Source organism: Bacillus inaquosorum (genome assembly GCF_023238325.1).
Taxonomy (GTDB): Bacteria; Bacillota; Bacilli; order Bacillales; family Bacillaceae; genus Bacillus; species Bacillus inaquosorum.
The window spans coordinates 3,179,372-3,201,141 of the sequence record NZ_CP096592.1 but is presented as its reverse complement, the minus strand read 5'-3'; the positions used below and the strand labels follow the sequence as shown (position 1 = coordinate 3,201,141).

At 44.1% G+C, this 21,770-nt stretch carries 17 protein-coding genes, 1 tRNA gene and 3 pseudogenes; 18 read left to right on the top strand and 3 right to left on the bottom strand.

The window, feature by feature from the left end; all coding sequences use genetic code 11:
* The first annotated feature begins 103 nt into the window (after window positions 1-103).
* The 5 genes and pseudogenes from M1M80_RS16260 to M1M80_RS16245 all read left to right on the top strand — a co-directional run bounded on the left by M1M80_RS16260 (window position 104) and on the right by M1M80_RS16245 (window position 3,608).
* Window positions 104-1,768 (top strand): glycoside hydrolase family 13 protein, encoded by a 1,665-nt coding sequence (locus tag M1M80_RS16260; protein ID WP_060399372.1) that lies wholly within the window; start codon window positions 104-106, stop codon window positions 1,766-1,768.
* A gap of 43 nt (window positions 1,769-1,811) precedes the next feature.
* A pseudogene (locus tag M1M80_RS21745) lies at window positions 1,812-1,926 on the top strand (hypothetical protein).
* Complete coding sequence (locus M1M80_RS16255) at window positions 1,886-2,284, top strand: secondary thiamine-phosphate synthase enzyme YjbQ (protein ID WP_003242206.1); 399 nt, start codon at window positions 1,886-1,888, stop codon at window positions 2,282-2,284. Before M1M80_RS21745 ends, M1M80_RS16255 begins: the two are co-directional and overlap by 41 nt.
* 13 nt (window positions 2,285-2,297) lie before the next feature.
* Window positions 2,298-3,329 (top strand): nitronate monooxygenase, encoded by a 1,032-nt coding sequence (locus M1M80_RS16250; RefSeq protein ID WP_060399371.1) that lies wholly within the window; start codon window positions 2,298-2,300, stop codon window positions 3,327-3,329.
* 24 nt (window positions 3,330-3,353) lie between these two features.
* Window positions 3,354-3,608, top strand: coding sequence for a hypothetical protein (locus tag M1M80_RS16245; RefSeq protein ID WP_003242211.1), 255 nt, complete (start codon window positions 3,354-3,356; stop codon window positions 3,606-3,608).
* A 12-nt stretch (window positions 3,609-3,620) separates the two neighbouring features.
* On the opposite strand, the gene M1M80_RS16240 is transcribed toward M1M80_RS16245, so the two are convergent.
* Window positions 3,621-4,358, bottom strand: a complete 738-nt coding sequence (locus M1M80_RS16240; protein WP_003242213.1) for a protein-glutamine gamma-glutamyltransferase — start codon at window positions 4,356-4,358, stop codon at window positions 3,621-3,623.
* A 160-nt stretch (window positions 4,359-4,518) separates the two neighbouring features.
* Here M1M80_RS16240 and mcpB point away from each other — a divergent pair, with 160 nt between their 5' ends.
* From mcpB to rhaA, 10 genes and pseudogenes are all read left to right on the top strand, one after another.
* The gene (gene mcpB / locus M1M80_RS16235) at window positions 4,519-6,507 is read left to right on the top strand and encodes a methyl-accepting chemotaxis protein McpB (protein WP_060399370.1); all 1,989 of its coding nucleotides are present in this window, start codon (window positions 4,519-4,521) and stop codon (window positions 6,505-6,507) included.
* Window positions 6,508-6,677: 170 nt separating this feature from the next.
* Window positions 6,678-7,010: pseudogene (locus M1M80_RS16230) on the top strand (methyl-accepting chemotaxis protein); the annotation flags it as partial.
* 122 nt (window positions 7,011-7,132) lie between these two features.
* Window positions 7,133-8,176: pseudogene (locus M1M80_RS21740) on the top strand (cache domain-containing protein); the annotation flags it as partial.
* Window positions 8,171-9,121: a methyl-accepting chemotaxis protein gene (locus M1M80_RS21735; RefSeq protein ID WP_369877620.1), complete on the top strand. Its 951-nt coding sequence runs from the start codon at window positions 8,171-8,173 to the stop codon at window positions 9,119-9,121. The pseudogene M1M80_RS21740 and the gene M1M80_RS21735, both read left to right, overlap by 6 nt.
* 112 nt (window positions 9,122-9,233) lie before the next feature.
* Window positions 9,234-11,222 carry a methyl-accepting chemotaxis protein gene (locus M1M80_RS16220; protein ID WP_060399367.1) on the top strand — a complete coding sequence of 663 codons (1,989 nt, stop codon included), beginning with the start codon at window positions 9,234-9,236 and terminating at the stop codon, window positions 11,220-11,222.
* A 136-nt stretch (window positions 11,223-11,358) separates the two neighbouring features.
* Window positions 11,359-13,428 carry a bifunctional rhamnulose-1-phosphate aldolase/short-chain dehydrogenase gene (locus M1M80_RS16215; RefSeq protein WP_060399366.1) on the top strand — a complete coding sequence of 690 codons (2,070 nt, stop codon included), beginning with the start codon at window positions 11,359-11,361 and terminating at the stop codon, window positions 13,426-13,428.
* Between the two features lie 57 nt (window positions 13,429-13,485).
* A complete protein-coding gene (rhaR, locus tag M1M80_RS16210) occupies window positions 13,486-14,262 on the top strand; it encodes a rhamnose catabolism operon transcriptional regulator RhaR (RefSeq protein ID WP_060399365.1) in 777 nt (258 codons plus the stop codon).
* 4 nt (window positions 14,263-14,266) lie between these two features.
* Complete coding sequence (gene rhaB, locus M1M80_RS16205; RefSeq protein ID WP_060399364.1) at window positions 14,267-15,727, top strand: rhamnulokinase; 1,461 nt, start codon at window positions 14,267-14,269, stop codon at window positions 15,725-15,727.
* Between the two features lie 14 nt (window positions 15,728-15,741).
* Window positions 15,742-16,056 (top strand): L-rhamnose mutarotase, encoded by a 315-nt coding sequence (rhaM, locus tag M1M80_RS16200; RefSeq protein WP_060399363.1) that lies wholly within the window; start codon window positions 15,742-15,744, stop codon window positions 16,054-16,056.
* A 25-nt stretch (window positions 16,057-16,081) separates the two neighbouring features.
* A complete protein-coding gene (gene rhaA, locus M1M80_RS16195; RefSeq protein ID WP_060399362.1) occupies window positions 16,082-17,356 on the top strand; it encodes an L-rhamnose isomerase in 1,275 nt (424 codons plus the stop codon).
* Between the two features lie 39 nt (window positions 17,357-17,395).
* On the opposite strand, the gene iolU is transcribed toward rhaA, so the two are convergent.
* Window positions 17,396-18,382, bottom strand: a complete 987-nt coding sequence (gene iolU, locus M1M80_RS16190) for a scyllo-inositol 2-dehydrogenase (RefSeq protein WP_003242236.1) — start codon at window positions 18,380-18,382, stop codon at window positions 17,396-17,398.
* Window positions 18,383-18,562: 180 nt separating this feature from the next.
* Here iolU and M1M80_RS16185 point away from each other — a divergent pair, with 180 nt between their 5' ends.
* The 3 genes from M1M80_RS16185 (at window position 18,563) to M1M80_RS16175 (ending at window position 20,831) form a co-directional block, all read left to right on the top strand.
* Entirely contained in the window at window positions 18,563-19,729 is a 1,167-nt protein-coding gene (locus M1M80_RS16185; RefSeq protein WP_060399361.1) for an AI-2E family transporter, read from the top strand.
* A 92-nt stretch (window positions 19,730-19,821) separates the two neighbouring features.
* The gene (locus M1M80_RS16180; protein ID WP_003242240.1) at window positions 19,822-20,652 is read left to right on the top strand and encodes an undecaprenyl-diphosphate phosphatase; all 831 of its coding nucleotides are present in this window, start codon (window positions 19,822-19,824) and stop codon (window positions 20,650-20,652) included.
* A gap of 106 nt (window positions 20,653-20,758) precedes the next feature.
* Window positions 20,759-20,831: transfer RNA gene (locus tag M1M80_RS16175), tRNA-Ala, on the top strand.
* 107 nt (window positions 20,832-20,938) lie between these two features.
* Here M1M80_RS16175 and M1M80_RS16170 read toward each other — a convergent pair.
* Complete coding sequence (locus tag M1M80_RS16170; RefSeq protein WP_032732386.1) at window positions 20,939-21,424, bottom strand: cysteine dioxygenase; 486 nt, start codon at window positions 21,422-21,424, stop codon at window positions 20,939-20,941.
* Between the last annotated feature and the right edge of the window lie 346 nt (window positions 21,425-21,770).

Here is a 21,770-nt window from a genome sequence, read left to right as displayed (position 1 = left end):
GCTGTTTTTTTATGACGTCGGCGGTTTTCGGAAAAAGCAATGCTGCAAAGCCTTTTTTCTACATAAGATATATAGACCGGGACACTTAGGAGGGAGTGGCTGTATGAAAAAGGCTTGGTGGAAGGAAGCGGTTGTCTACCAAATTTACCCCCGCAGTTTTAAAGATTCAAATGGCGACGGGATCGGGGATATTCAAGGAATCAGATCCAAGCTTCACTACATAAAAGAGCTGGGCGCTGACGTCATCTGGATTTGCCCTTTGTACGATTCGCCCAATGCGGATAACGGCTATGATATCAGGGATTACAAAAACATATTAAGCGATTTCGGCACCATGGCTGATTTCGACCAGCTGCTTGGTGACATTCATGAGCTGGGCATGAAGCTGATTATGGATCTTGTCGTGAACCATACAAGCGACGAACACCCGTGGTTCATTGAATCCCGTTCATCCATACACTCGGAAAAGCGCGACTGGTATATTTGGAAGGAGGGCAAAAACGGAAAAGCGCCAAACAATTGGGAAAGTATTTTCGGCGGGCCGGCATGGCAGTATGATCAAAAGACAAGCCAGTATTATCTTCACCTTTTTGATAAAAAACAGCCTGATTTGAATTGGGAAAATGAAAAAGTGAGAAATGCCGTTTACGACATGATCAATTGGTGGCTTGAAAAAGGAATTGACGGATTTCGGGTGGATGCCATTACGCATATTAAGAAAAAAGAGGGGCTTCCAGATATGCCGAATCCCAAAGGGCTGGACTGCGTTCCTTCCTTTCCTTATCATATGAATGCTGACGGCATTATGGATATGCTAACAGAGCTAAAGGAAAATACATTTTCCCGCTATCCGATTATGACAGTCGGAGAGGCAAACGGTGTCGCTGCAAAGGAAGCGGCTGAATGGGCTGGTGAAAAAAACGGCATCTTCAGCATGATTTTTCAATTTGAGCATCTCGGCCTGTGGGATGTAGAGATCAATGAAAGCATTGATATCGTTTCCTTCAAACGAATTCTAACAGAGTGGCAGGACAGTCTTGAAGGGATCGGCTGGAATGCTCTGTTTATGGAAAATCACGACCAGCCCCGTTCAGTTTCTGTGTGGGGAGACGACGGAGTGTACCTGAAAGAAAGTGCAAAAGCGCTTGCTTCTGTCTATTTTCTCATGAAAGGCACACCGTTTATTTATCAGGGGCAGGAACTCGGCATGACAAACGTGGCATTTCCATCTATTGAGGACTATGATGATGTCGCCATGAAACGCCTGTATGATATAGAAACGGCGAAAGGTGCTTCCCACGAGGACGTGATGAAAATTGTCTGGAAAAAGGGAAGGGACAATTCACGAACGCCGATGCAATGGACTGCTGATCCATACGCCGGATTTTCTGATGCAAAACCGTGGATCGGAATCAATGAGAATTACAAATGGCTGAATGCCGAGACGCAAAAAAACGACAAATCATCCGTATACCACTTTTACAAAAGCTTGATCAAACTGCGTCAAACATACGATGTTTTTATCAATGGAACATACGAGCTCATTTTACCGGAAGATCAGCAAATCTTTGCATATCTTCGGAAAAACGAGAGCCATACTGCACTGATTGCAGCCAATCTGACAGGAACGCCGGCTTTTTTCAAGCGCCCCGGATTTCCATTGTCATCAGACGCACTCATATTGTCAAATGTGGAAACAGAGCCGCACAAGCACATAACATCAGTACTGTTAAAGCCGTATGAAGCAAGAATATATGTATGGCGCTAAACTCCAGCCAAAGACTGGAGTTTTTTGTTTTTGTCAAGTTTATGTGAGTGGTTTAACAGGAAAAAAAGAACACAGAACGAATTAGCAAATAGAGCGGACAAATGAAAGGAGAAACAAATGCTGAAAACATTGCAAATCAAAACGACCAAACGAGATGAAATGATTGAGATCACCCGCGAGGTGGAGGCGTTTCTTCAAGAAACAGGTGTAACGAGCGGCGCGGCGCTGATTTATTGTCCTCATACGACTGCGGGCATTACAATTAATGAAAATGCCGATCCCGATGTCAAAAAAGATATGCTCAGAAGGTTTGATGAGGTCTATCCATGGGAACACGAGCTGGATCGCCATATGGAGGGCAATACAGCTGCACACATGAAGTCGAGTACGGTCGGAGCTTCACAGCATGTCATTATTGACAACGGCCGACTCATTCTTGGAACGTGGCAGGGCATTTATTTCTGCGAATTTGACGGGCCGCGTACACGGACATGTTATATCAAAATCATAGGGTAACAGGAGGGTTTTCATGACAGAATGGATGAAAGCATTATCGCTGACAAAACCTGTCATCCAAGCGCCAATGGCCGGCGGGCTTGTCACGCCCGGACTGGCAGCCGCTGTGTCGAATGAAGGCGCGCTCGGCAGCTTGGCGTCAGGATACCTCAGTCCCGACATGCTCGAAAAGCAAATCATTGAGATGCAGCAGCTGACTGATCGAGTATTTCAGGTGAATGTGTTTGTTCCGGAAAGCAGAAAAGAACCGGATGAGGACATGATTAAAACTTGGAAAAACAGAATTCCGTTTGCCGAACAGGCTTCTCCATTCTCTTCAGAGGAAGAAGAATGGAAGGACTTCCATGAAAAAATAAACATCATTCTCAAACACAATGTAAAAGCCTGTTCATTTACGTTTGGCATTCCGCCGGACGAAAGCATTCAAGCGTTAAAGAAAAATGGCTGCTCTCTCATCGGGACAGCTACGACTCCGCAGGAAGCTGTCCTGCTTGAAGAACGCGGAATGGACATCATCGTACTGCAAGGAAGCGAAGCGGGCGGCCACCGCGGTTCCTTTCTGCCTGTCAGCGGGGAATCCGCTCTGGGCCTCATGTCGCTGATTCCCCAGGCGGCAGACGCCGTTTCCGTTCCAGTAATCGCTGCAGGCGGAATTGCCGACCGGCGCGGCGTCCAAGCCGCTCATTGTCTCGGAGCCCAAGGCGTACAGGTTGGGACGCCGTTTCTCATGTGTGAGGAATGCGAAGTATCTGAAGCGTACAGCCGCGAATTAAATAAAGCGCGGGGGACAGACACGCGCCTCACCTCATTGTTTTCAGGTAAGCCTGCAAGGGGTATAGTCAATCAATGGATGAAAGAGCAGCAAACTGAGGAGGCAAACGCGCTTCCTTATCCATTGCAAAACACGTTAACAAAGCCGATGAGAAAGCACGCAGCCAGTGAAAAAGATTCCGGGTACATGTCTCTGTGGGCCGGGCAATCTGTCGGAATGCTTAACGGGCCCGCTGATGTGAAAACGCTGTTAGCCGAGCTTTGCCGACCGTAACTTGATAAACAGAGGTGACAGATGATGAACATTCTTCAATATTCTTATAAAAAAAGAGGGAAAATTGAGTTTGTATTTGAAGGCTGGCCTCACTCAAAAGTTACAATGGCTCCTATCAAAGGGTACTATTTTGTCCGTTTTATTAAATGGAGCAGCTTAGATCCAATCGTGACAAGAAATGACCTCGAAAAAATGGAATGGGCTGCGAACCAGTATTTTGGCACAGCCCCTTTTTATCGAAAACGAAAAGCATTTGAAACCCCATCGTCCCGGAAATAGGCGATGGGGCTTTTAGCGGACGATGCGGTAAAGAGACGGAACATCCAATCTGGTCGCCTGAGACATAAGGTAGGCTGGCTGTACGGCTCCCTTTCTTCTAAAAGAATTCAGCTTATCGATAATTTGCTGTCCGCTTAAGATTCCAAGGCCATGGGCAAAATATTTATCTTCTCCCAGTAAAATCACATTTTCGCCTCTCCACTGCGCTTTTTGCGGATCGAATTCAGGATTCTTAAAATACAAACAATCTCCGAGGAAAAAGTGATGTCCTGTTTCCGTATATATCGGCAATTTCTCATAATGCCAGTCATATAAAATAATTCTGTCAAAGTTGGCATCAAATTTTTTTTCCCCGATTGTATCAATCAAGGCCAGATAATAAATAACAACAATTGCGGTCGCACATTCAAACGCATAAAACGGGCCATTTTCTGCAATATCCCGAATGGCTTTTGAAGGCGGCATTCTATATTTCAGTTCCAACGCGCCTTCCGGTGAAACCCTCCAATACTTTGTATTCCCATATGTTTTCAAAAAAGTGGCAAACTTCGCTCCGCTTTTGTGCAGCGTTTTTGCTGCTGCAACGATATTCATCCGCAGGTTCAGCTCAAACATCAGTTCAGCAATTGAATGATAATCAAACTGAACGGGCGTCTCAATCATCTCTTTTAACAGCGGATTCAAATTCTTATCAATCTTCCAGTTTTCAATATCTTGGGGACGGAGCAATTGTCCGGATACAATAATCATCTTTAGCCCCCCTTGTTTTTTATAAGATATGCAAAGGGCTTGGGCAATGAAAGTTTAAAAAAACAGAAGGCAGCCGAAAAAGAACTTCTTCCATTTTTTATTTTAAAACTTTTTTAAGCAGCCGATATATACTGTATCAAACTCGAAGGAGAAACTGGACATGAAGACTTTTATCAACTGGCTGAAGAAACCGTCTATTTCAAGGAAATTAATCGTCTCATTTATTGCAATTCTCATTATCCCTATTCTTATATTGGAATTTAGTTCTTACCGAAGCGCCAGCGGAAAGCTGGATCAGGAAATTATGGGAAATGCGAAAAACAGTGTAGATACATTTAATACAACCGTTACAAATGATCTGGGAGCAAAAGCGAAAGCAGTTACCTTTTTCAGTGAATCTCTTAAAAGCTCCGCGTTCAAAGGAAAGTCTAATCAAGAAGAGCTCAAGGCTAAGTTTTCACAATATGTCTCGATTAATCAAGGAGTAGCCAGAATTTATGGAGGCGCAGAAAACGGCAATTATGTACAAGCGCCGAAAGAACAATTGCCGGATGGATACGATCCGAGGCAGCGCCCTTGGTATCAAGATGCGATGAAGGCCGGCGGTGAAATTGTAGTGACAGATCCTTACGTGGCAGCGAATGACGGAAGCATGGTCATTACTATTGCCCAGCAGCTGAAGGACGGATCTGGCGTTGTCGCCATGGATATTACCATTGATAAATTGTTAGAACAGATGAAACAAATCAAGGTCGGAAAAGAAGGCTATGTTTTCATTGCAACGAAAAACAAAACCTATGTTGCCCACCAGGACCATAAGGCTGGAGAAAAGCTGTCAGGAGAGTGGGTTGCCAAAATGTATGCCAATGACAGCGGTGAACTCCAGTACACTCTGGGTAACGAAGATAAAAAGATGACCTATACAACAAATGAACTGACTGGGTGGAAAATTGCCGGCACAATGTATATGAGTGAAATCAAGGATGCCTCAAAGTCTGTTTTGATAACAGGCATGATCGTGCTGATCGCTTCCATTGCGGCAGGCGGGCTTTTAATTCTGTTTATCGTTCGTTCGATTACAAAACCGTTAAAACGTCTCGTTCAATCATCGAAAACAATCAGCAGCGGAGATCTGACAGAAACGATCGAAATCCGTTCGAAGGATGAGCTTGGAGAGCTAGGGGAAAGCTTCAATGGAATGGCACAATCTCTCCGCTCACTGATCAGCACTATCCAGGACTCGGTGAACAATGTGGCCGCATCGTCCGAACAGCTTACCGCATCTGCCGGACAGACAAGTAAAGCCACCGAGCATATCACGATGGCGATTGAGCAGTTCTCAAACGGAAACGAGGAGCAAAGCGAAAAGGTGGATTCCAGCTCTCATCAGCTGAATTTAATGAATGAAGGGCTCCAGCAAGTCTCACAAACATCATCAGATATTACAAAGGCGTCTATCCAATCAACAGAAATCGCCGGAACGGGTGAAAAGTTTGTCCAGCAGACAGTCGGACAGATGAACTCAATTAATCAATCAGTTCAGCAGGCTGAAGCTGTAGTCAAAGGCTTAGAAGGAAAATCAAAAGACATCACAAGCATTTTGAGAGTCATTAACGGCATCGCTGACCAAACAAATCTGCTGGCATTAAACGCAGCCATTGAAGCGGCGCGTGCCGGAGAATCAGGCCGCGGCTTCTCTGTCGTAGCGGAGGAAGTGCGCAAACTGGCTGTTCAATCTGCTGATTCAGCAAAAGAAATCGAAAAGCTGATCCAAGAAATCGTAGCAGAAATCGAAACCTCTCTTCATATGTTTAAAGCAGTGAATCAGGAAGTACAGTCTGGACTTGTTGTCACAGACAATACAAAAGAAAGCTTCCAGAGCATTTTCAGCATGACAAACGAAATCGCAGGCAAATTGCAGACGATGAATTCAACAGTCGAACAGCTGTCAGACCGTTCACAGCATGTTTCAGCAGCAGTCAGCGGCATTGCCGATGTGTCGAAAGAAAGCTCGGCAAGCATCCAAGACATTGCTGCCTCAGCCGAGGAGCAGCTTGCCTCAATGGAAGAAATCAGTTCATCAGCGACCACCCTTGCGCAGATGGCAGAAGAGCTTCGTGATCTGACAAAGCAATTTAAAATTGAATAAAAGCATAAAAAAACAGCGCTTATCAAGGCGCTGTTTTTTTATAAGGAATTCATAACAAAGACCTAGTGCATTCGGTGATTTTAGAACTGTTTTTCATTTTTACTTTCATTTTCAATGTAATATAAAGGAAGGTCCGCTGATATAATTTGTGAATGATTGAAAGAAGGTTCGTAAACAAAGAAGTTGAAACAGGGCTTGTCATGACGGATGAAACAAAACAAAGCTTCAAACATATATCGCACATGACCAATCAAATTGCTTCCGAACTGCAAAACATGAATGCGACGGTTGAGGAACTGTCAGCGGGAGCTCAAGAAATTTCCGCTGCTTCAAATGATATCACGGCCATTTCTAAAGAAATCTCGGACGGCATCCAAGATATCGCCGCTTCTGCTGAGGAACAGCTGGCATCCATGGAGGAGATCAGTTCATCTGCACAGACGCTTGAAAGAATGTCTGAAGAGCTCCGTGATCTGACAAAACGATTTAAGGTGGATAGATAATAGGACTAAATAACTATCTATTTATGGGGAATTAGTTACTTTTGTTAAATTTCTTCTTTTTTACTGTATATATTTACCCATTTCCTGCCGATATGAAGGGTAGCATAAAAAAGGAGAAATGAATGATGAAAAAAATACTCCAACTCATAAAACAAAGATCAATTACACGGAAACTTCTCGTTTCCTTTCTGTCGATCCTCATCATACCGGTTGTCATATTGGCAGCCATTGCTTATCAATCGGCAAGCAGCTCACTCGACAGACAGATGATGGGGAGCGCATTGGAAAATGTACAGCAATTAAACGAAATTATTAACACCAGCATCGGTGAAAAAGAAAACAGCGCCGCTTACTTCAGCGAATGGCTGACAAAAGAGAGATATAAAGCAAAAAGCAATGCAAGCATAAAAGAGAAATTCTCACAATATATCAGCATTCATAAAGATGTAGAATCCATTTATACAAGTGACAAAAACGGGCGCTTCACCCGTTACCCGGATCTTCCGATGCCGAGCGGCTATAATCCGGTTGAACGCGACTGGTACAAAAAAGCGGTTGCGAATAAAGGTAAAGTTGTTGTGACTGACCCTTATAAAACCGCTTCTACAAATACAATGGTTGTGACAATCGCCCAACAGACAAAAGATGGTTCAGGCGTTATCGCAATCAACATGACGATTGAAAACCTGCTGAAAACAACCAAAAAAGTCAACATTGGCAAACAAGGCTACGCATTTATCATGACGAAGGACAAAAAGGTTGTCGCCCATCCTAATGAAACCTCAGGAACTGAATTGAAGGGTGACTGGCTCGACAAGGTGCTAAATGCGGATAAAGGCGATTTTCAATACACGATGAACGGCGATAAGAAAAAAATGGCCTTTGACACAAACAAGTTAACGGGATGGAAAATCGGTGGGACCATGTATCTTGACGAAATTCATGAGGCAGCCCAGCCTGTCCTTCACATTGCTTTAATTGTCTTGGCAGCAGCTATTATCATAGGGATTATCGTCATGACATTGATCATTCGGTCGATTACAACGCCGCTGAAACAGCTCGTCGGTTCCTCTAAGCGGATCAGCGAGGGAGACTTGACGGAAACCATTGATATCCGTTCAAAAGATGAATTGGGCGAACTCGGCAAAAGCTTCAACAATATGGCGTCGTCACTTCGTTCTCTCATACACGCCATCCAGGATTCGGTAGACAATGTTGCGGCTTCCTCTGAGGAGCTGACCGCATCAGCAGCGCAAACGAGCAAGGCAACAGAGCACATTACATTGGCGATTGAGCAGTTTTCTAACGGCAATGAAAAACAAAACGAAAACATTGAAACTGCAGCAGAGCACATTTATCAAATGAATGACGGCTTGACGAATATGGCTCAAGCTTCTGAAGTGATTACAGATTCATCTGTTCAATCGACAGAAATTGCAAGTGAAGGCGGCAAGCTTGTTCATCAAACCGTCGGCCAAATGAACGTCATTGACAAGTCCGTTAAAGAAGCAGAACAAGTCGTACGCGGATTGGAAACGAAGTCGAAAGATATCACCAATATTTTGCGTGTAATTAACGGTATCGCAGATCAGACGAACCTGCTTGCCCTAAACGCAGCGATTGAAGCGGCGCGCGCAGGCGAGTACGGCCGCGGCTTCTCCGTTGTAGCGGAAGAAGTGAGAAAGCTGGCAGTTCAATCAGCAGATTCAGCAAAAGAGATTGAAGGATTAATCATCGAGATTGTGAAGGAAATCAATACATCTCTCGGCATGTTCCAGTCTGTCAATCAAGAGGTGCAGACAGGCCTTGATATCACAGATAAAACAGAAATGAGCTTTAAACGCATTTCTGAAATGACGAACCAAATCGCCGGCGAACTGCAAAATATGAGTGCGACGGTTCAGCAGCTTTCTGCGAGCTCTGAGGAAGTTTCGGGAGCATCCGAGCACATTGCATCGATTTCAAAAGAAAGTTCAGCTCATATCCAAGATATCGCGGCATCAGCCGAAGAGCAGCTTGCTTCCATGGAAGAAATCAGCTCGTCAGCAGAAACCCTTTCGTCTATGGCGGAAGAGCTTCGCGACATGACCAAACGATTTAAAATCGAATAATGAGCCCAAACACCCAAGCCTGTACGCTTGGGTGTTTTTTTTAGTTTTTTTATTAAACCTTTTATCCTAGTTTGACGATATTAGATTTAGCTTAAAGGAGGAGTCAGCAAGAATGGGAAAATTTATAAAATGGATCAAACAGCCATCGATCAGCAAACCGCTTATCGCTGCATTTCTGGCAGTGCTTATTTTGCCGGTTGGGGTTTTAGCATATTTCAGTTATCAATCAGCTTGGAACGCGTTAGACAGAGAGCTGATAAACAGTGCGAAGGGAAATGTTGAAGAGCTCAACAGTACGCTGCAAAATAAACTGGAAGATAAAGTGAAAGCAATAGATTATTATAGTGAGACAATCGATAAAGACATATTACAAGGCAAAAACAAAACCTTACTGAAAGAGAAACTTAAGCAGTACACGACACTAAACGACGATGTAGGAGCAATCTATGCGGCTTCCGAAAGTAAGAAGCTTTACAAATATCCGGATAGCGGTGTCCCTAAAGGCTTCGATCCGACAGGACGTGACTGGTACAAACAAGCCGTTGCGAAAAAAGGACAGGCTGTTTTCTCAGAACCGTATACTGATGAAGCAACAGGGGATATGGTTGTCACAATTTCAAAACAAATAAAAGACGGCTCAGGAGTCATAGCACTTGATTTAAATCTGGATGAAGTGCTTACTGCTTCACAGAGAATCAAAATCGGCAAAAATGGCTTTGCATTTATTACAACAGGCAACAAAAAATATATCGCCCATCCGACGATTAAGCCTGGGACAACAGGATCAGGCAACTGGACAAACCAAGTATATTCCAAAGAAGACGGCTCATTTGAATATATCTTCGAAGGCAAAGAAAAGAAAATGGCCTTCACGACTAATAAACTGACAGGCTGGAAAATCGCGGGCACATACTTTGTCAGTGAATTGCAAGATGCTTCAAGTCCGGTACTGAACACAGCGGTTATCATTCTATGCGTGTCAATTGCGATCGGCGGCATACTCATTCTCTTTATTATCCGGGCCATCACCAAGCCGTTAAGAAAACTGGTTTCTACATCCGCGAAAATCAGCAGCGGGGATCTCACAGAAGTCATTGACATTCACTCGAAAAACGAGTTCGGCCAGCTTGGCGAAAGCTTTAACGAAATGTCTGCATCATTGCGTTCTGTTATTGGTGTCATTCAAACGTCTGTAGAAAACGTGGCATCATCTTCTGAAGAGCTGACGGCAAGCGCAGCCCAAACAAGCAAAGCAACTGAACACATTACACTCGCCATCGAACAGTTCTCAGATGGCAATGAGGCGCAAAGCGAGAAACTGGAAACAAGCTCAAACCATCTTTCTCAAATGAACCACGGGATTTCAAAAGTGGCTCAGGCCTCTTCAACGATTACGAAATCATCGATCCAGTCCTCTGAGGCAGCGGGCAGCGGAGAGAAACTGGTTGAACACACAGTCGGCCAAATGAAAACAATCGACCAATCCGTTCAAAAAGCGGAAGCGGTTGTGAAAGGTCTAGAAACAAAATCGCAAGACATCACAAGCATCTTAAATGTGATTAACGGTATTGCTGATCAAACCAACCTGCTGGCATTAAATGCTGCGATTGAGGCGGCAAGAGCGGGAGAATACGGAAGAGGCTTCTCAGTAGTAGCGGAAGAGGTTAGAAAACTTGCCGTACAATCAGCAGACTCAGCTAAGGAAATTGAAGGGTTAATTCAAGAAATTGTCAGAGAAATCAGCACTTCACTTGCGATGTTCCAATCCGTGAATCATGAAGTGAAGGAAGGCTTGCAGATTACTGACCAAACAGCGGAAAGCTTTAAACAAATCTATGAGATGACAACTCAAATTTCCGGCGAATTGCAAAACCTGAACGCGACGGTGGAACAGCTGTCAGACGGATCACAAGAAGTGTCAAGTGCGGTTGAAGACATTTCTGCAGTGGCGAAAGAAAGCTCTGCAGGCATTCAAGACATCGCAGCTTCGGCGGAAGAACAGCTTGCGTCCATGGAAGAAATCAGCTCTTCAGCTGAAACGTTGGCAAACATGGCGGAAGAACTTCAGGACATCACGAAGAAATTTAAAATTGAATCGTAATGGAAAGAGAAAGCGGCATATCCTGCCGCTTTCTTTTTTTATTAAAACAAAATAAACAAAAATAATTCAAAAACAAACAAAGATCATATATAATGAAAACGGATACAAATAAAAAGGGGACGGAGGAATATCAAATATGGTGAAACATGTATGGGATTCAGATCATGCTGCACAGCTGCAAAAAGGCGTAGAGGAATTGGTGTACAGGTCCAATCTGATCGGGTCAGATCGCACTGTCTGCAACTGGGGCGGCGGGAATACGTCTATGAAAACAACGGAAAAGGATTTCAGAGGCCGTGAAACAGAAGTCATGTGGGTGAAAGGAAGCGGTTCTGATCTGGCAACAATGAGAGCGCATAACTTTACCGGTTTGAGATTAGATGACATCCGCCCGCTGATCGAAAGGGACCACATGTCAGATGAAGAAATGGTAGACTACTTGTCTCATTGTATGATTGACAGCAAGCATCCCCGCCCTTCAATTGAAACGCTGCTACACGCTTTTCTGCCATACAATCACGTTGACCATACCCACCCCGATGCGATTATCAGCATTTGCTGCGCTGATAATGGAAAACAAATCGCTGAAGACATTTACGGAAACCGGTTTGTATGGGTGCCATACGTACGCCCTGGATTTACTTTATCTAAAATGATCGCTGAAGGCGTAGCGAACAATCCCAACGCAGAGCTTGTGTTAATGGAGAAACACGGATTAGTCACTTGGGGCGAGACGTCTGAAACATGTTATGAAAAAACGATATCCATCATTCAAGAAGCTGAGCAATATATTAACGATCGTATCAATCAACATGAGATATTCGGAGGCAAAAGATATCAGCCGCTGCCGGAGGATCAAAGAAAACAAATCTTAGCAGCCATCATGCCTGTGATTAGAGGAGCTGTCAGTGAAGAAAAGAAAATGATCCTTTCCTATGATGATCATGATGACGTCTTAGAATTTGTCAACAGTGTCCAAGCGCCAGCGCTTTCGCAAATCGGTGCGGCATGTCCGGATCATCTTGTTCACACAAAGCGGGTTCCGCTGTACATTGAGTGGAATCCGAAAACTCAAGATGTGCATAAGCTGGCGGATCTGATCAAATCAGGAGTCGAACGTTTTACATCAGAATATCAGGCTTACTTTACACGCAATCAGCAGGAGGGGGACCAAATCTTTGAATCAGCCCCGCGGGTAATATTGATTCCTGGCATCGGAATGGTGAATACGGGAAAAAGTTACGCCATGTCTAAAGTAAGCGGCGCTTTATATCGGAGGGCCATCGCTGTTATGAAAGGGTCAACAGCTCTTGGGCACTTTGTTTCTTTAAATGAAAATGAATCCTACCATGTCGAATATTGGCCGCTAGAATTATACAAGCTCACGCTGGCCCCGCCGGAAGCAGAATTTTCCCGTAAAGTAGCGTTGATAACAGGAGGAGCCGGCGGAATAGGCAGTGCAGCATGCCGCCGCTTTGCAGATGAAGGAGGGCACGTGATCGCAGCAGATCTTAATATAGAAGGTGCACAGAAAATTGCCGGGGAAATAAACGATGCATATGGAGAAGGACGGGCAATGGCTGTCAAAATGGATGTGACAAAGGAAGAAGAAGTACAGTCAGCCTTTGAACAAGCGGCGCTTGCTTACGGCGGCATTGATATCGTCGTCAATAATGCCGGGCTGGCCACATCAAGCCCATTTGACGAAACAAGTCTAAAAGAATGGAATCTTAATATGAATGTATTAGGAACAGGCTATTTCCTTGTGGCCCGTGAAGCGTTTAAACAAATGAAACAGCAAAACAGAGGCGGAAGCATGGTATTTGTCGGATCAAAAAATTCAGTTTATGCGGGTAAAAACGCATCTGCCTACAGCTCTGTAAAAGCGCTTGAAACCCATTTGGCAAGGTGTATCGCAGCTGAAGGAGGAGAATACGGCATTCGGGTAAACTCCGTTTTGCCGGATGCGGTTCTTCAAGGATCGGCTATCTGGGGATCAAGCTGGCGGGAGGAACGGGCCGCAGCATACGGGATTGAACCAGATCAGCTTGAGGAACATTACCGGAAACGCACGGCGTTGCTCGTCAATATTTACCCGCAGGATATTGCCGAAGCCATCGCATTTTTTGCTTCTTCTAAAGCCGAAAAAACAACGGGCTGCATGATCACGGTAGACGGCGGCGTCCCTGCTGCTTTCACGCGTTAGAAGTATGCTATGATAAAAATAACAAGACGGATTACGATATGAGGAAGGGCGTTACCGATGCTAGTAGCAGAACGGCAGCAAAAAATAGTAGAAATAGTGAATATGCGTTCAAGCATCCGCGTATCCGAATTAAGTGACATATTTTCTGTCACAGAAGAAACCATTCGGCGCGATCTTGAGAAGCTTGAGAAAGAACATAAACTGAGCCGAAGCCACGGAGGAGCGGTCAGTATTCAGCAGCAGGAATCAGAAGTTCATTTTTCTGAACGGGAAATCACAAATGTCATAGAAAAAAAAGCCATCGCTCACGAAGCAGTCAAATATGTAAAGAGCGGAGACCGAATCATTCTCGATGCAAGCACCACCGCCTGGTACATGGCGAAAATACTCCCTGATATTGAGCTCACCGTCATTACAAACTCAATGAAGGCAGCCATTGAACTCAGCAATAAAGAAAACATATCAGTCATTTCAACAGGCGGCATTTTGCTGGCAAAATCATTATCGTTTGCCGGCCCGTTAGCAGAGCGTTCACTTGAGACCTACCATGTCAACAAAACCTTTCTGTCATGTAAAGGATTTGACTTAAACAACGGGATGAGCGACTCAAACGAGTGGCAGGCACTGCTCAAAAAACGGATGATCGAAAGGTCTGATCAGACCATTTTGATGGCCGATTCAAGCAAATGGGGGAACCGCGAGTTTTCACATATCGCCTCGCTGCAAGATATCAGCCGCCTTATTACTGATTCCGGACTTGATCCGGTATCGGTAAAAGCTCTTGAAGACAAAAAGGTGAACGTGACAGCTGTTCCCCTTCCGAAGAGAGGGTGAAAGAATGATATATACTGCCATTGATATAGGCGCATCAAGCGGGAGAGTCATGGTAGGTGAACTGAAGGAAGGGAAGCTTGAAGTACAAGAGATTCACAGATTCGCTAACGGCTTCATTCAAAGAGACGGACATTGTTTTTGGGATATCGATCATTTGCTAAAACAAATCCTGCAAGGACTGCAAAAGGTGAAAGCGCTTGGGTATGAACGCTGCACCTTAGGCATTGATACATGGGCAGTTGATTATGTCTTACTGGACGACAAAGGCAATCGTTTGCAGGAAGTGATGTCCTACCGGGATAAAAGAACAGAACACACAATAGATAAACTGGAACACACCCTGTCAAAAGACACAATCTATCAAAAAACAGGAATACAATTTCAGCCTTTTAACACGATTTATCAATTGTATGAAGAAGACCGTGAGCTGCTGAAAACAACAGACAAAATTATTATGGTTCCTGATTATTTAGGCTATTGTTTAACCGGAAAAGCCGTAACGGAAATTACAAATGCATCCACAACACAGCTTTTAAACGTCTCAACTGGAAAGCTTGATCCTGAATTGCTTAAAGCCGTGTCTGTTCAGGAACATCAATTTGCGCCGCTGACTGAACCGGGGCGTGAGCTCGGCATGCTGAGAAATGATTGGTTCCCGGATTATGATCTGCCGGCTTGCAAGGTGATAACAGTCGCAACGCATGATACTGCCTCGGCCGTCATCGCGGCTCCAGGTGTAAACGATAGCTGGGCGTATATCAGCAGCGGAACATGGTCGTTAATCGGGGTTGAAAACAAAACGCCGATATTAACTGATCTGGCTTTAAAAAACAACTATACGAATGAACGGGGCGCAAACAACACCATTCGCTTTCTCAAAAACATCATCGGCATGTGGGTGATACAAGAAGTAAGACAGCAATTACAAGCAGATTACTCTTTCCAGCAGCTTGCAGAAGAAGCCCGAAAAACAAAACCATTCCTGCAGTTTATAAACTTAAATGATGAACGTTTCCTGAATCCAGACAGCATGATAGAGGAAATACAACATTATTGCAGAGAAACCCGCCAGAAGATTCCCCGCACTGCAGGCGAACTTGCCTGCTGCATCTACAGCAATTTAGCCATCATCTATGCGATAGCCATCAAAGAGCTGGAAACGATCACAGGAAAATCGATTCAGCAGCTTCATATCATTGGCGGCGGAGCCCGGAATGATTTCTTAAATCAATTAACGGCAGACATGAGCGGAAAAGCGGTATACGCAGGGCCCATAGAGGCAACCGCCATCGGAAATATACTAATGCAAATGATTGCTGCCAAAGAAGTCAAAGACATAAAAGAAGCCCGGCAAGCCGTCAGAAATTCCTTTCCGATCAAAGTGTTTACACCTAAAGACATTGACAGAAGCACGATCATTCAGTCATTTCGGCAAACTGTTTTGAAAGCGCTATCTAAAAGGTGAAGAGGTGATTAGGTGTGAAAAGAAAAGCCAGTATCATGTTTGTCCATCAAGACAAGTACGAGGAATACAAACAGCGGCATGATGACATTTGGCCTGAAATGGCAGAAGCACTTAAAGCTCATGGAGCGCACCATTATTCCATTTTTTTAGACGAAGAAACAGGCAGGCTTTTTGCTTATTTAGAAATAGAGGATGAAGAGAAGTGGAGAAAGATGGCGGACACAGAAGTTTGCCAGAGGTGGTGGAAATCGATGTCGCCATTAATGAAAACCAATCCAGATTTCAGTCCTGTTTCAATAGATCTTAAGGAAGTTTTTTATTTGGATTAAAAAACTGAAAAAGGGAGAGAGACGCATGACCATAAAAGCCAATTATGACAGTGCAAAACAGGCGTATGAAAAATGGGGAATCGATGTTGAAGAGGCGCTTCGGCAATTAGAACAAGTGCCCATTTCAATCCACTGCTGGCAGGGTGACGACATTGAAGGCTTTGAAGTAAATAAGGGGGAGCTTTCAGGCGGAATTGATGTGACCGGCAATTATCCCGGAAAAGCGCAAACCCCTGAAGAATTAAGAAGAGATTTGGAGAAGGCTCTTTCTCTCATTCCTGGAAAGCACCGCGTGAACCTGCATGCGATATATGCAGAAACAAACGGGGAAGCGACTGAACGGGACGAATTGAAGCCGCAGCATTTTGAAAACTGGGTGAAATGGGCAAAAGATCTCGGTCTTGGTTTAGATTTTAATCCTACCTTGTTTTCGCATGAGAAAGCGGCAGACGGACTCACCCTTTCACACCCCGATCCGACCATCAGGGAATATTGGATCAGGCATTGCATCGCGTGCCGCCGTATTGGGGAATACTTCGGGAAAGAATTAGGCACACCTTGCTTGACGAATATTTGGATTCCCGACGGATATAAAGATATCCCAAGTGACAGGCTGACACCGCGTAAAAGATTAAAAGAATCACTGGATCGGATCTTCGCAGAGGAGATCAGTGAACAACACAATCTTGATTCAGTCGAGAGCAAGCTGTTCGGGCTTGGTTCAGAATCATATGTTGTCGGATCTCATGAGTTTTATCTAGCTTATGCTTTGACGAATCATAAGCTTTGTTTACTTGATACAGGCCATTACCACCCGACTGAAACGGTATCAAATAAGATCTCGTCCATGCTGCTTTACACAGATAAACTCGCCTTGCACGTGTCCCGTCCCGTTCGCTGGGATAGCGACCATGTTGTGGTTTTAGATGATGAATTGAGAGAAATCGCGCTTGAAATTGTACGCAATCAGGCACTTGAGAAGGTCGCTATCGGCCTCGATTTTTTCGATGCCAGCATTAACCGTGTTGCCGCCTGGACCATCGGAACGAGAAATATGGTCAAAGCTATATTGTATGCCTTACTTCTCCCGAACGGCTATTTAAAACAATTGCAGGAAGAGGGCCGCTTTACAGAAAGGCTGGCGCTGATGGAGGAATTCAAAACATATCCTTTCGGGGCCATCTGGGATTCCTACTGTGAACAAATGGGCGTGCCGGTAAAAGAGGCATGGCTCCATGACATAAAAGAGTATGAACAAAAGGTGCTTTTAAAAAGGAATGCATCTACTCCGATTGTCTAATAAAAAATCCGCCGCGGCATTTGCACGCGGGCGGATTTTTTAGGCTTGATCGGCAGGGTACACAATCCCCATTTGCTTTCTTGCTTCTTCCATGATTTTGGCGGTGATCAAAGACCGTTCAAATGTATTTTCTTCCGATTCCTGCTTTTTCTCTTTTATGAGCGTGACAAATTCTTCTGCTTCGTAGAACATCGCCGGTTTAGGATCAGGAATCGAGATGTTTTCCAGGCGGCCGTCGCGATAGCGGATTTCCACTCGTTCAGGCCGGTGAATCGTATCGATCACAATCGTTCCGTCTTCACCCTGGATTTCCGCCGGGGCATAAGAAGTAGAGATTTTAGAATGCATCAAAACGGCTTCGAACCCGTCGTAAGACAGAATGACGGTTCCTTCTCCATCCACTCCGGAAGACAAAGCATATCCGTTCGCCTTCACATTCTGCGGCTCACCAAACAGCACGACTGCAGGATAAATACAATAGACACCGATATCCATTAATGATCCGTTGGAAAGCTCAGGCTGAAACGCATTCAAGACGGTGCCGTTTCTGAACGCGTCATACCGTGAGGAGTACTGGCAGTAGCTTGCGGTAAATCTGCGGACAGTGCCGATTTTATGTAAGTGGTTTTTCAGCTCTTTGAAATTCGGCAGGAAAGTGGTCTTCATCGCTTCCATGAGGACAACGCCGTTTGCCTTAGCCGCTGAGATCATCTCTTCCGTTTCTTTTGTATTCGAAGCAAACGGCTTCTCACAAAGCACATGCTTGCCATGGTCCATAAAGAGAACGGCTTGTTCCTTGTGAAGGGCATTCGGACTGGCTATGTATACGGCATCAAAGCAATCGCTTGCCGCCATTTCCTGAAGATCTGAGAAGGTGTGCTCAGCACCGTGTTTAGCGGCAAACTCGGCAGCGCGTTCAGCCGATCTTGAATAAACGGCTGTCAGCTGAAAATCTTCTATCTCCGCTGCTGACTCGAGAAAGCGGTCTGTAATCCAGTTGGTTCCTACTATTGCAAAACGTATCACTCTTATCGCTCCTTTTGTATGATATAGCTAAATTATAGCTTAAAAAGGAGAAAAGCACATGATAGATCAAATCACATCTTTAAAGCAAGGAAGTTTTTCCAACAATTAGCCGTTATTATTTTTCATTATAGGGACGATAGTGTACAATTTAATTAAACTAAGTATGACGGAGGAACGATAGTGGAGACGTTGCAAACATGGAGCGGCAGATTCAAGCGATTCTTCTTGGACAATAAGTTTGTTTTATTTTTGCTTGTGCTGCTGCTGATTGGTTTAAATATTCTTGTTTTTACAAAAACATCATTCATTTTTACCCCGATTATTGTTCTTCTCAAAACGATTTCACTGCCGATTATTTTAACGGGTATTGTGTTTTATCTGTTAAACCCAGTCGTCGATTTCCTTGAGAGAAGAAGAATAAGAAGAATCTATTCTATTTTGCTGTTATATCTATTGATTATCGGGCTGATCACGATCACGATCGTGTCCATCATCCCCTTTTTAAAAGAACAAATTATGAGCTTGATTGACAACATCCCGAGATATGTGGATATCGTAGAAAATCAGACGAAACAGCTTATCGGCAGCAATTTCGTAAACCAGGCCCAGCAAACGATGAACATCAATATATCTGATCTCGCAACAAAGATTTCAGATCAGGCGGCGACGATTGTGAACAGCACCTTTACCGGCGTTGGGAATTTTATCGGCGCACTGACTGAGATTATCATTTCGATCGTCACGGTTCCGTTTATTCTTTTCTATTTATTAAAAGACGGAAGAAAATTGCCGGTCTACATACTGAAGTTTGTGCCGACTCGATTGAAAGAACAGACATATACAGTCTTAAGCGAAATGAATCATCGGTTAAGTTCTTATATCAGAGGCCAGATCATTGTCAGCTTCTGTATCGGGTTTTTGCTGTTTATCGGTTATTTGATTATCGGGCTGGATTATGCTTCATTGCTAGCCGTCATTGCGGCTTGTACAAGCATCGTTCCATATTTAGGACCGACGATTGCCATTACGCCAGCGATTATCATCGCCATAGTGACATCGCCGCTCATGCTGCTTAAGCTGGTCATCGTATGGACCATTGTTCAGCTGATTGAAGGGAAATTGATCTCTCCGCAAATTATGGGGAAAAACCTTCACATCCACCCGATTACGATTATTTTTCTGCTATTAACAGCCGGCAAGCTGTTTGGCGTTGTTGGAATCATTCTGGCAATTCCGGGTTATGCAGTTGCCAAAGTCATTACAACACATTTATTTGACTGGTTTAAAATGCAGTCACACTTATACGATGAAGAAAAAAAAGAAAATACGTCGGGTCATAAAGTGTGATTTTCGTTTATAGTTATGTAAGACGGGCTTTCCATTTATGGAAAGCTCCCGTTATGTAAAAAAATAAATGTCTAATGGGGAGAATCAAAATCATGACTCTATGGGAATTGTTTGTAGCTGCCATTTTAGGAATCGTAGAAGGATTAACAGAGTACGCGCCGGTTTCTTCGACAGGACATATGATCATAGTAGACGATATCTGGCTTAAATCAAGCGATCTGATGTCAGAAGAAGCTGCCAACTCATTCAAAGTGGTTATTCAGCTAGGCTCCATTTTAGCGGTAGCGATCGTGTTTAAAGACCGGATTTTGAATTTGCTCGGCTTAAAAAAGAATATTACAAGCGACCAGGAGCAGGGACATAAATTAAGCATTGCGCAAATTGCTGTCGGGCTCGTGCCTGCAGCTGTCCTCGGCTTTTTGTTCGAGGATTACATTGATGAATATTTATTTTCCGTTAAAACTGTTGCCATCGGTTTAATCGCCGGGGCAGTCCTGATGCTTTTTGCTGATTGGGTAAATAAACGGAAAACAGCGACAGACACTCTCGACCGCATTTCATATAAGCAGGCAATAGGGGTCGGCTTATTCCAATGTCTTGCCCTTTGGCCGGGTTTCTCGCGTTCAGGTTCAACCATCTCCGGGGGCGTTATTCTCGGATTAAACCACCGCGCGGCAGCCGACTTTACGTTTATTATGGCGATGCCGATCATGATGGGAGCGAGCTTTTTAAGCCTTGTGAAGCATTGGGACAGCTTAAGCTCGGACCTGATGCCGTTTTTCATCGTCGGCTTTATCTGCGCCTTTGTTGTCGCACTGTTTGTCGTCCGTTTCTTCTTAAAACTGATCAACAAAATCAAACTCGTCCCATTTGCAATCTACCGAATCATCCTCGGTGTGATATTACTTTTAATCATGATGTAAACCGAAAAATAAGGCTCTTTTGGAGCCTTATTTTTTCTGTTCATTCAAGAGGAAACAGCTTGTTTTTCAACAAAAAATCATCTATAATAAACATGACGTTACATACGGGGCCATAGCTCAGCTGGGAGAGCGCTACGCTGGCAGCGTAGAGGTCAGGGGTTCGAGCCCCCTTGGCTCCATACCTTTAAACCCTTATTCTATAAGGGTTTTTTTGTTTTTAATAAAAGGATCATTCGCTGCCCCCTTCTGTTGATCCTAAGTCAAAGTAGAGCGGTTCACCTGTAAATCATGAACTTTCCAATACACCACTTTGTTCCTCAAAGACCGTCATGTCTTCCAAAGGGGGGGAGTAAACATGAAGAGACACCATTCGTTCGGAAGCAGGATTGGACATTTTGTGAATTAAACCTTTAGTTGAAATAAGACATTCTCCTTTGTGGACAAAGTATGAATTGGAAAGTTCCGCGTGATCGCCGGTTGAGCGATAAATAGAATTGAGAAGTTTTCCTTCTAACACCATTGCGCAACCAATGGATTGACCATGATCGTGTACTGCTGTCTCCTTGTGTGGCGGAATGTTAATAACGATAACTTCCAATTCGTTGTTTCTAAAGATTGCATTTCGGCCGTAAGCGTACTGGTCTGGTTCCTTAATATACGGTTGACTCAATGTTGATGCGTGTGGAATTTGTTTTAAAGAAGTTTCCAAATCTTTAACCGATGGATTTTTCAAGCCGCTAAAAATGTTTTGGATACACTCATACAGTTCCATACGTTTTTGCCTCCCGGGTCATTTATTGACTAGCATAGGTATTTCGCAGATTAATTCATGATATTTACCTATATACAATTTAGAGGCGGCAAACGCCTAGTGAACACAAAAAAATGTGCGGCCAACAACTTATTCATGTTTATTAATTCGAATTTTAATAAAAAAGTGAACGGAAAAGCGCCGTCGTTACCTAAGAAGAAGGCGAAAGTTTTTCCGATGCACTTTTAAAATGGCTTACTTTGATTGACTCGCTTATGGAAGCTCACGAAGTGGAGTTCGAGCCCTATGGCTCCGGGCAAAGCTGTTCGTGTTTTGTGCTTGAAATTTGCGCCATTGACAAAACACC

Excerpts from the sequence above, each read along its gene's own strand:
- M1M80_RS16170 (WP_032732386.1), bottom strand. The coding sequence starts at position 21,424 with ATGGAACTGTATGAGTGTATCCAAAACATTTTTAGCGGCTTGAAAAAT.
- M1M80_RS16255 (WP_003242206.1), top strand. The coding sequence starts at position 1,886 with ATGCTGAAAACATTGCAAATCAAAACGACCAAACGAGATGAAATGATT.
- M1M80_RS16245 (WP_003242211.1), top strand. The coding sequence starts at position 3,354 with ATGAACATTCTTCAATATTCTTATAAAAAAAGAGGGAAAATTGAGTTT.
- rhaA (WP_060399362.1), top strand. The coding sequence starts at position 16,082 with ATGACCATAAAAGCCAATTATGACAGTGCAAAACAGGCGTATGAAAAA.
- M1M80_RS16240 (WP_003242213.1), bottom strand. The coding sequence starts at position 4,358 with ATGATTATTGTATCCGGACAATTGCTCCGTCCCCAAGATATTGAAAAC.
- rhaB (WP_060399364.1), top strand. The coding sequence starts at position 14,267 with ATGATATATACTGCCATTGATATAGGCGCATCAAGCGGGAGAGTCATG.
- mcpB (WP_060399370.1), top strand. The coding sequence starts at position 4,519 with ATGAAGACTTTTATCAACTGGCTGAAGAAACCGTCTATTTCAAGGAAA.
- M1M80_RS16180 (WP_003242240.1), top strand. The coding sequence starts at position 19,822 with ATGACTCTATGGGAATTGTTTGTAGCTGCCATTTTAGGAATCGTAGAA.
- M1M80_RS16250 (WP_060399371.1), top strand. The coding sequence starts at position 2,298 with ATGACAGAATGGATGAAAGCATTATCGCTGACAAAACCTGTCATCCAA.
- rhaR (WP_060399365.1), top strand. The coding sequence starts at position 13,486 with ATGCTAGTAGCAGAACGGCAGCAAAAAATAGTAGAAATAGTGAATATG.
- M1M80_RS21735 (WP_369877620.1), top strand. The coding sequence starts at position 8,171 with ATGGCGTCGTCACTTCGTTCTCTCATACACGCCATCCAGGATTCGGTA.
- M1M80_RS16220 (WP_060399367.1), top strand. The coding sequence starts at position 9,234 with ATGGGAAAATTTATAAAATGGATCAAACAGCCATCGATCAGCAAACCG.
- M1M80_RS16215 (WP_060399366.1), top strand. The coding sequence starts at position 11,359 with ATGGTGAAACATGTATGGGATTCAGATCATGCTGCACAGCTGCAAAAA.
- M1M80_RS16260 (WP_060399372.1), top strand. The coding sequence starts at position 104 with ATGAAAAAGGCTTGGTGGAAGGAAGCGGTTGTCTACCAAATTTACCCC.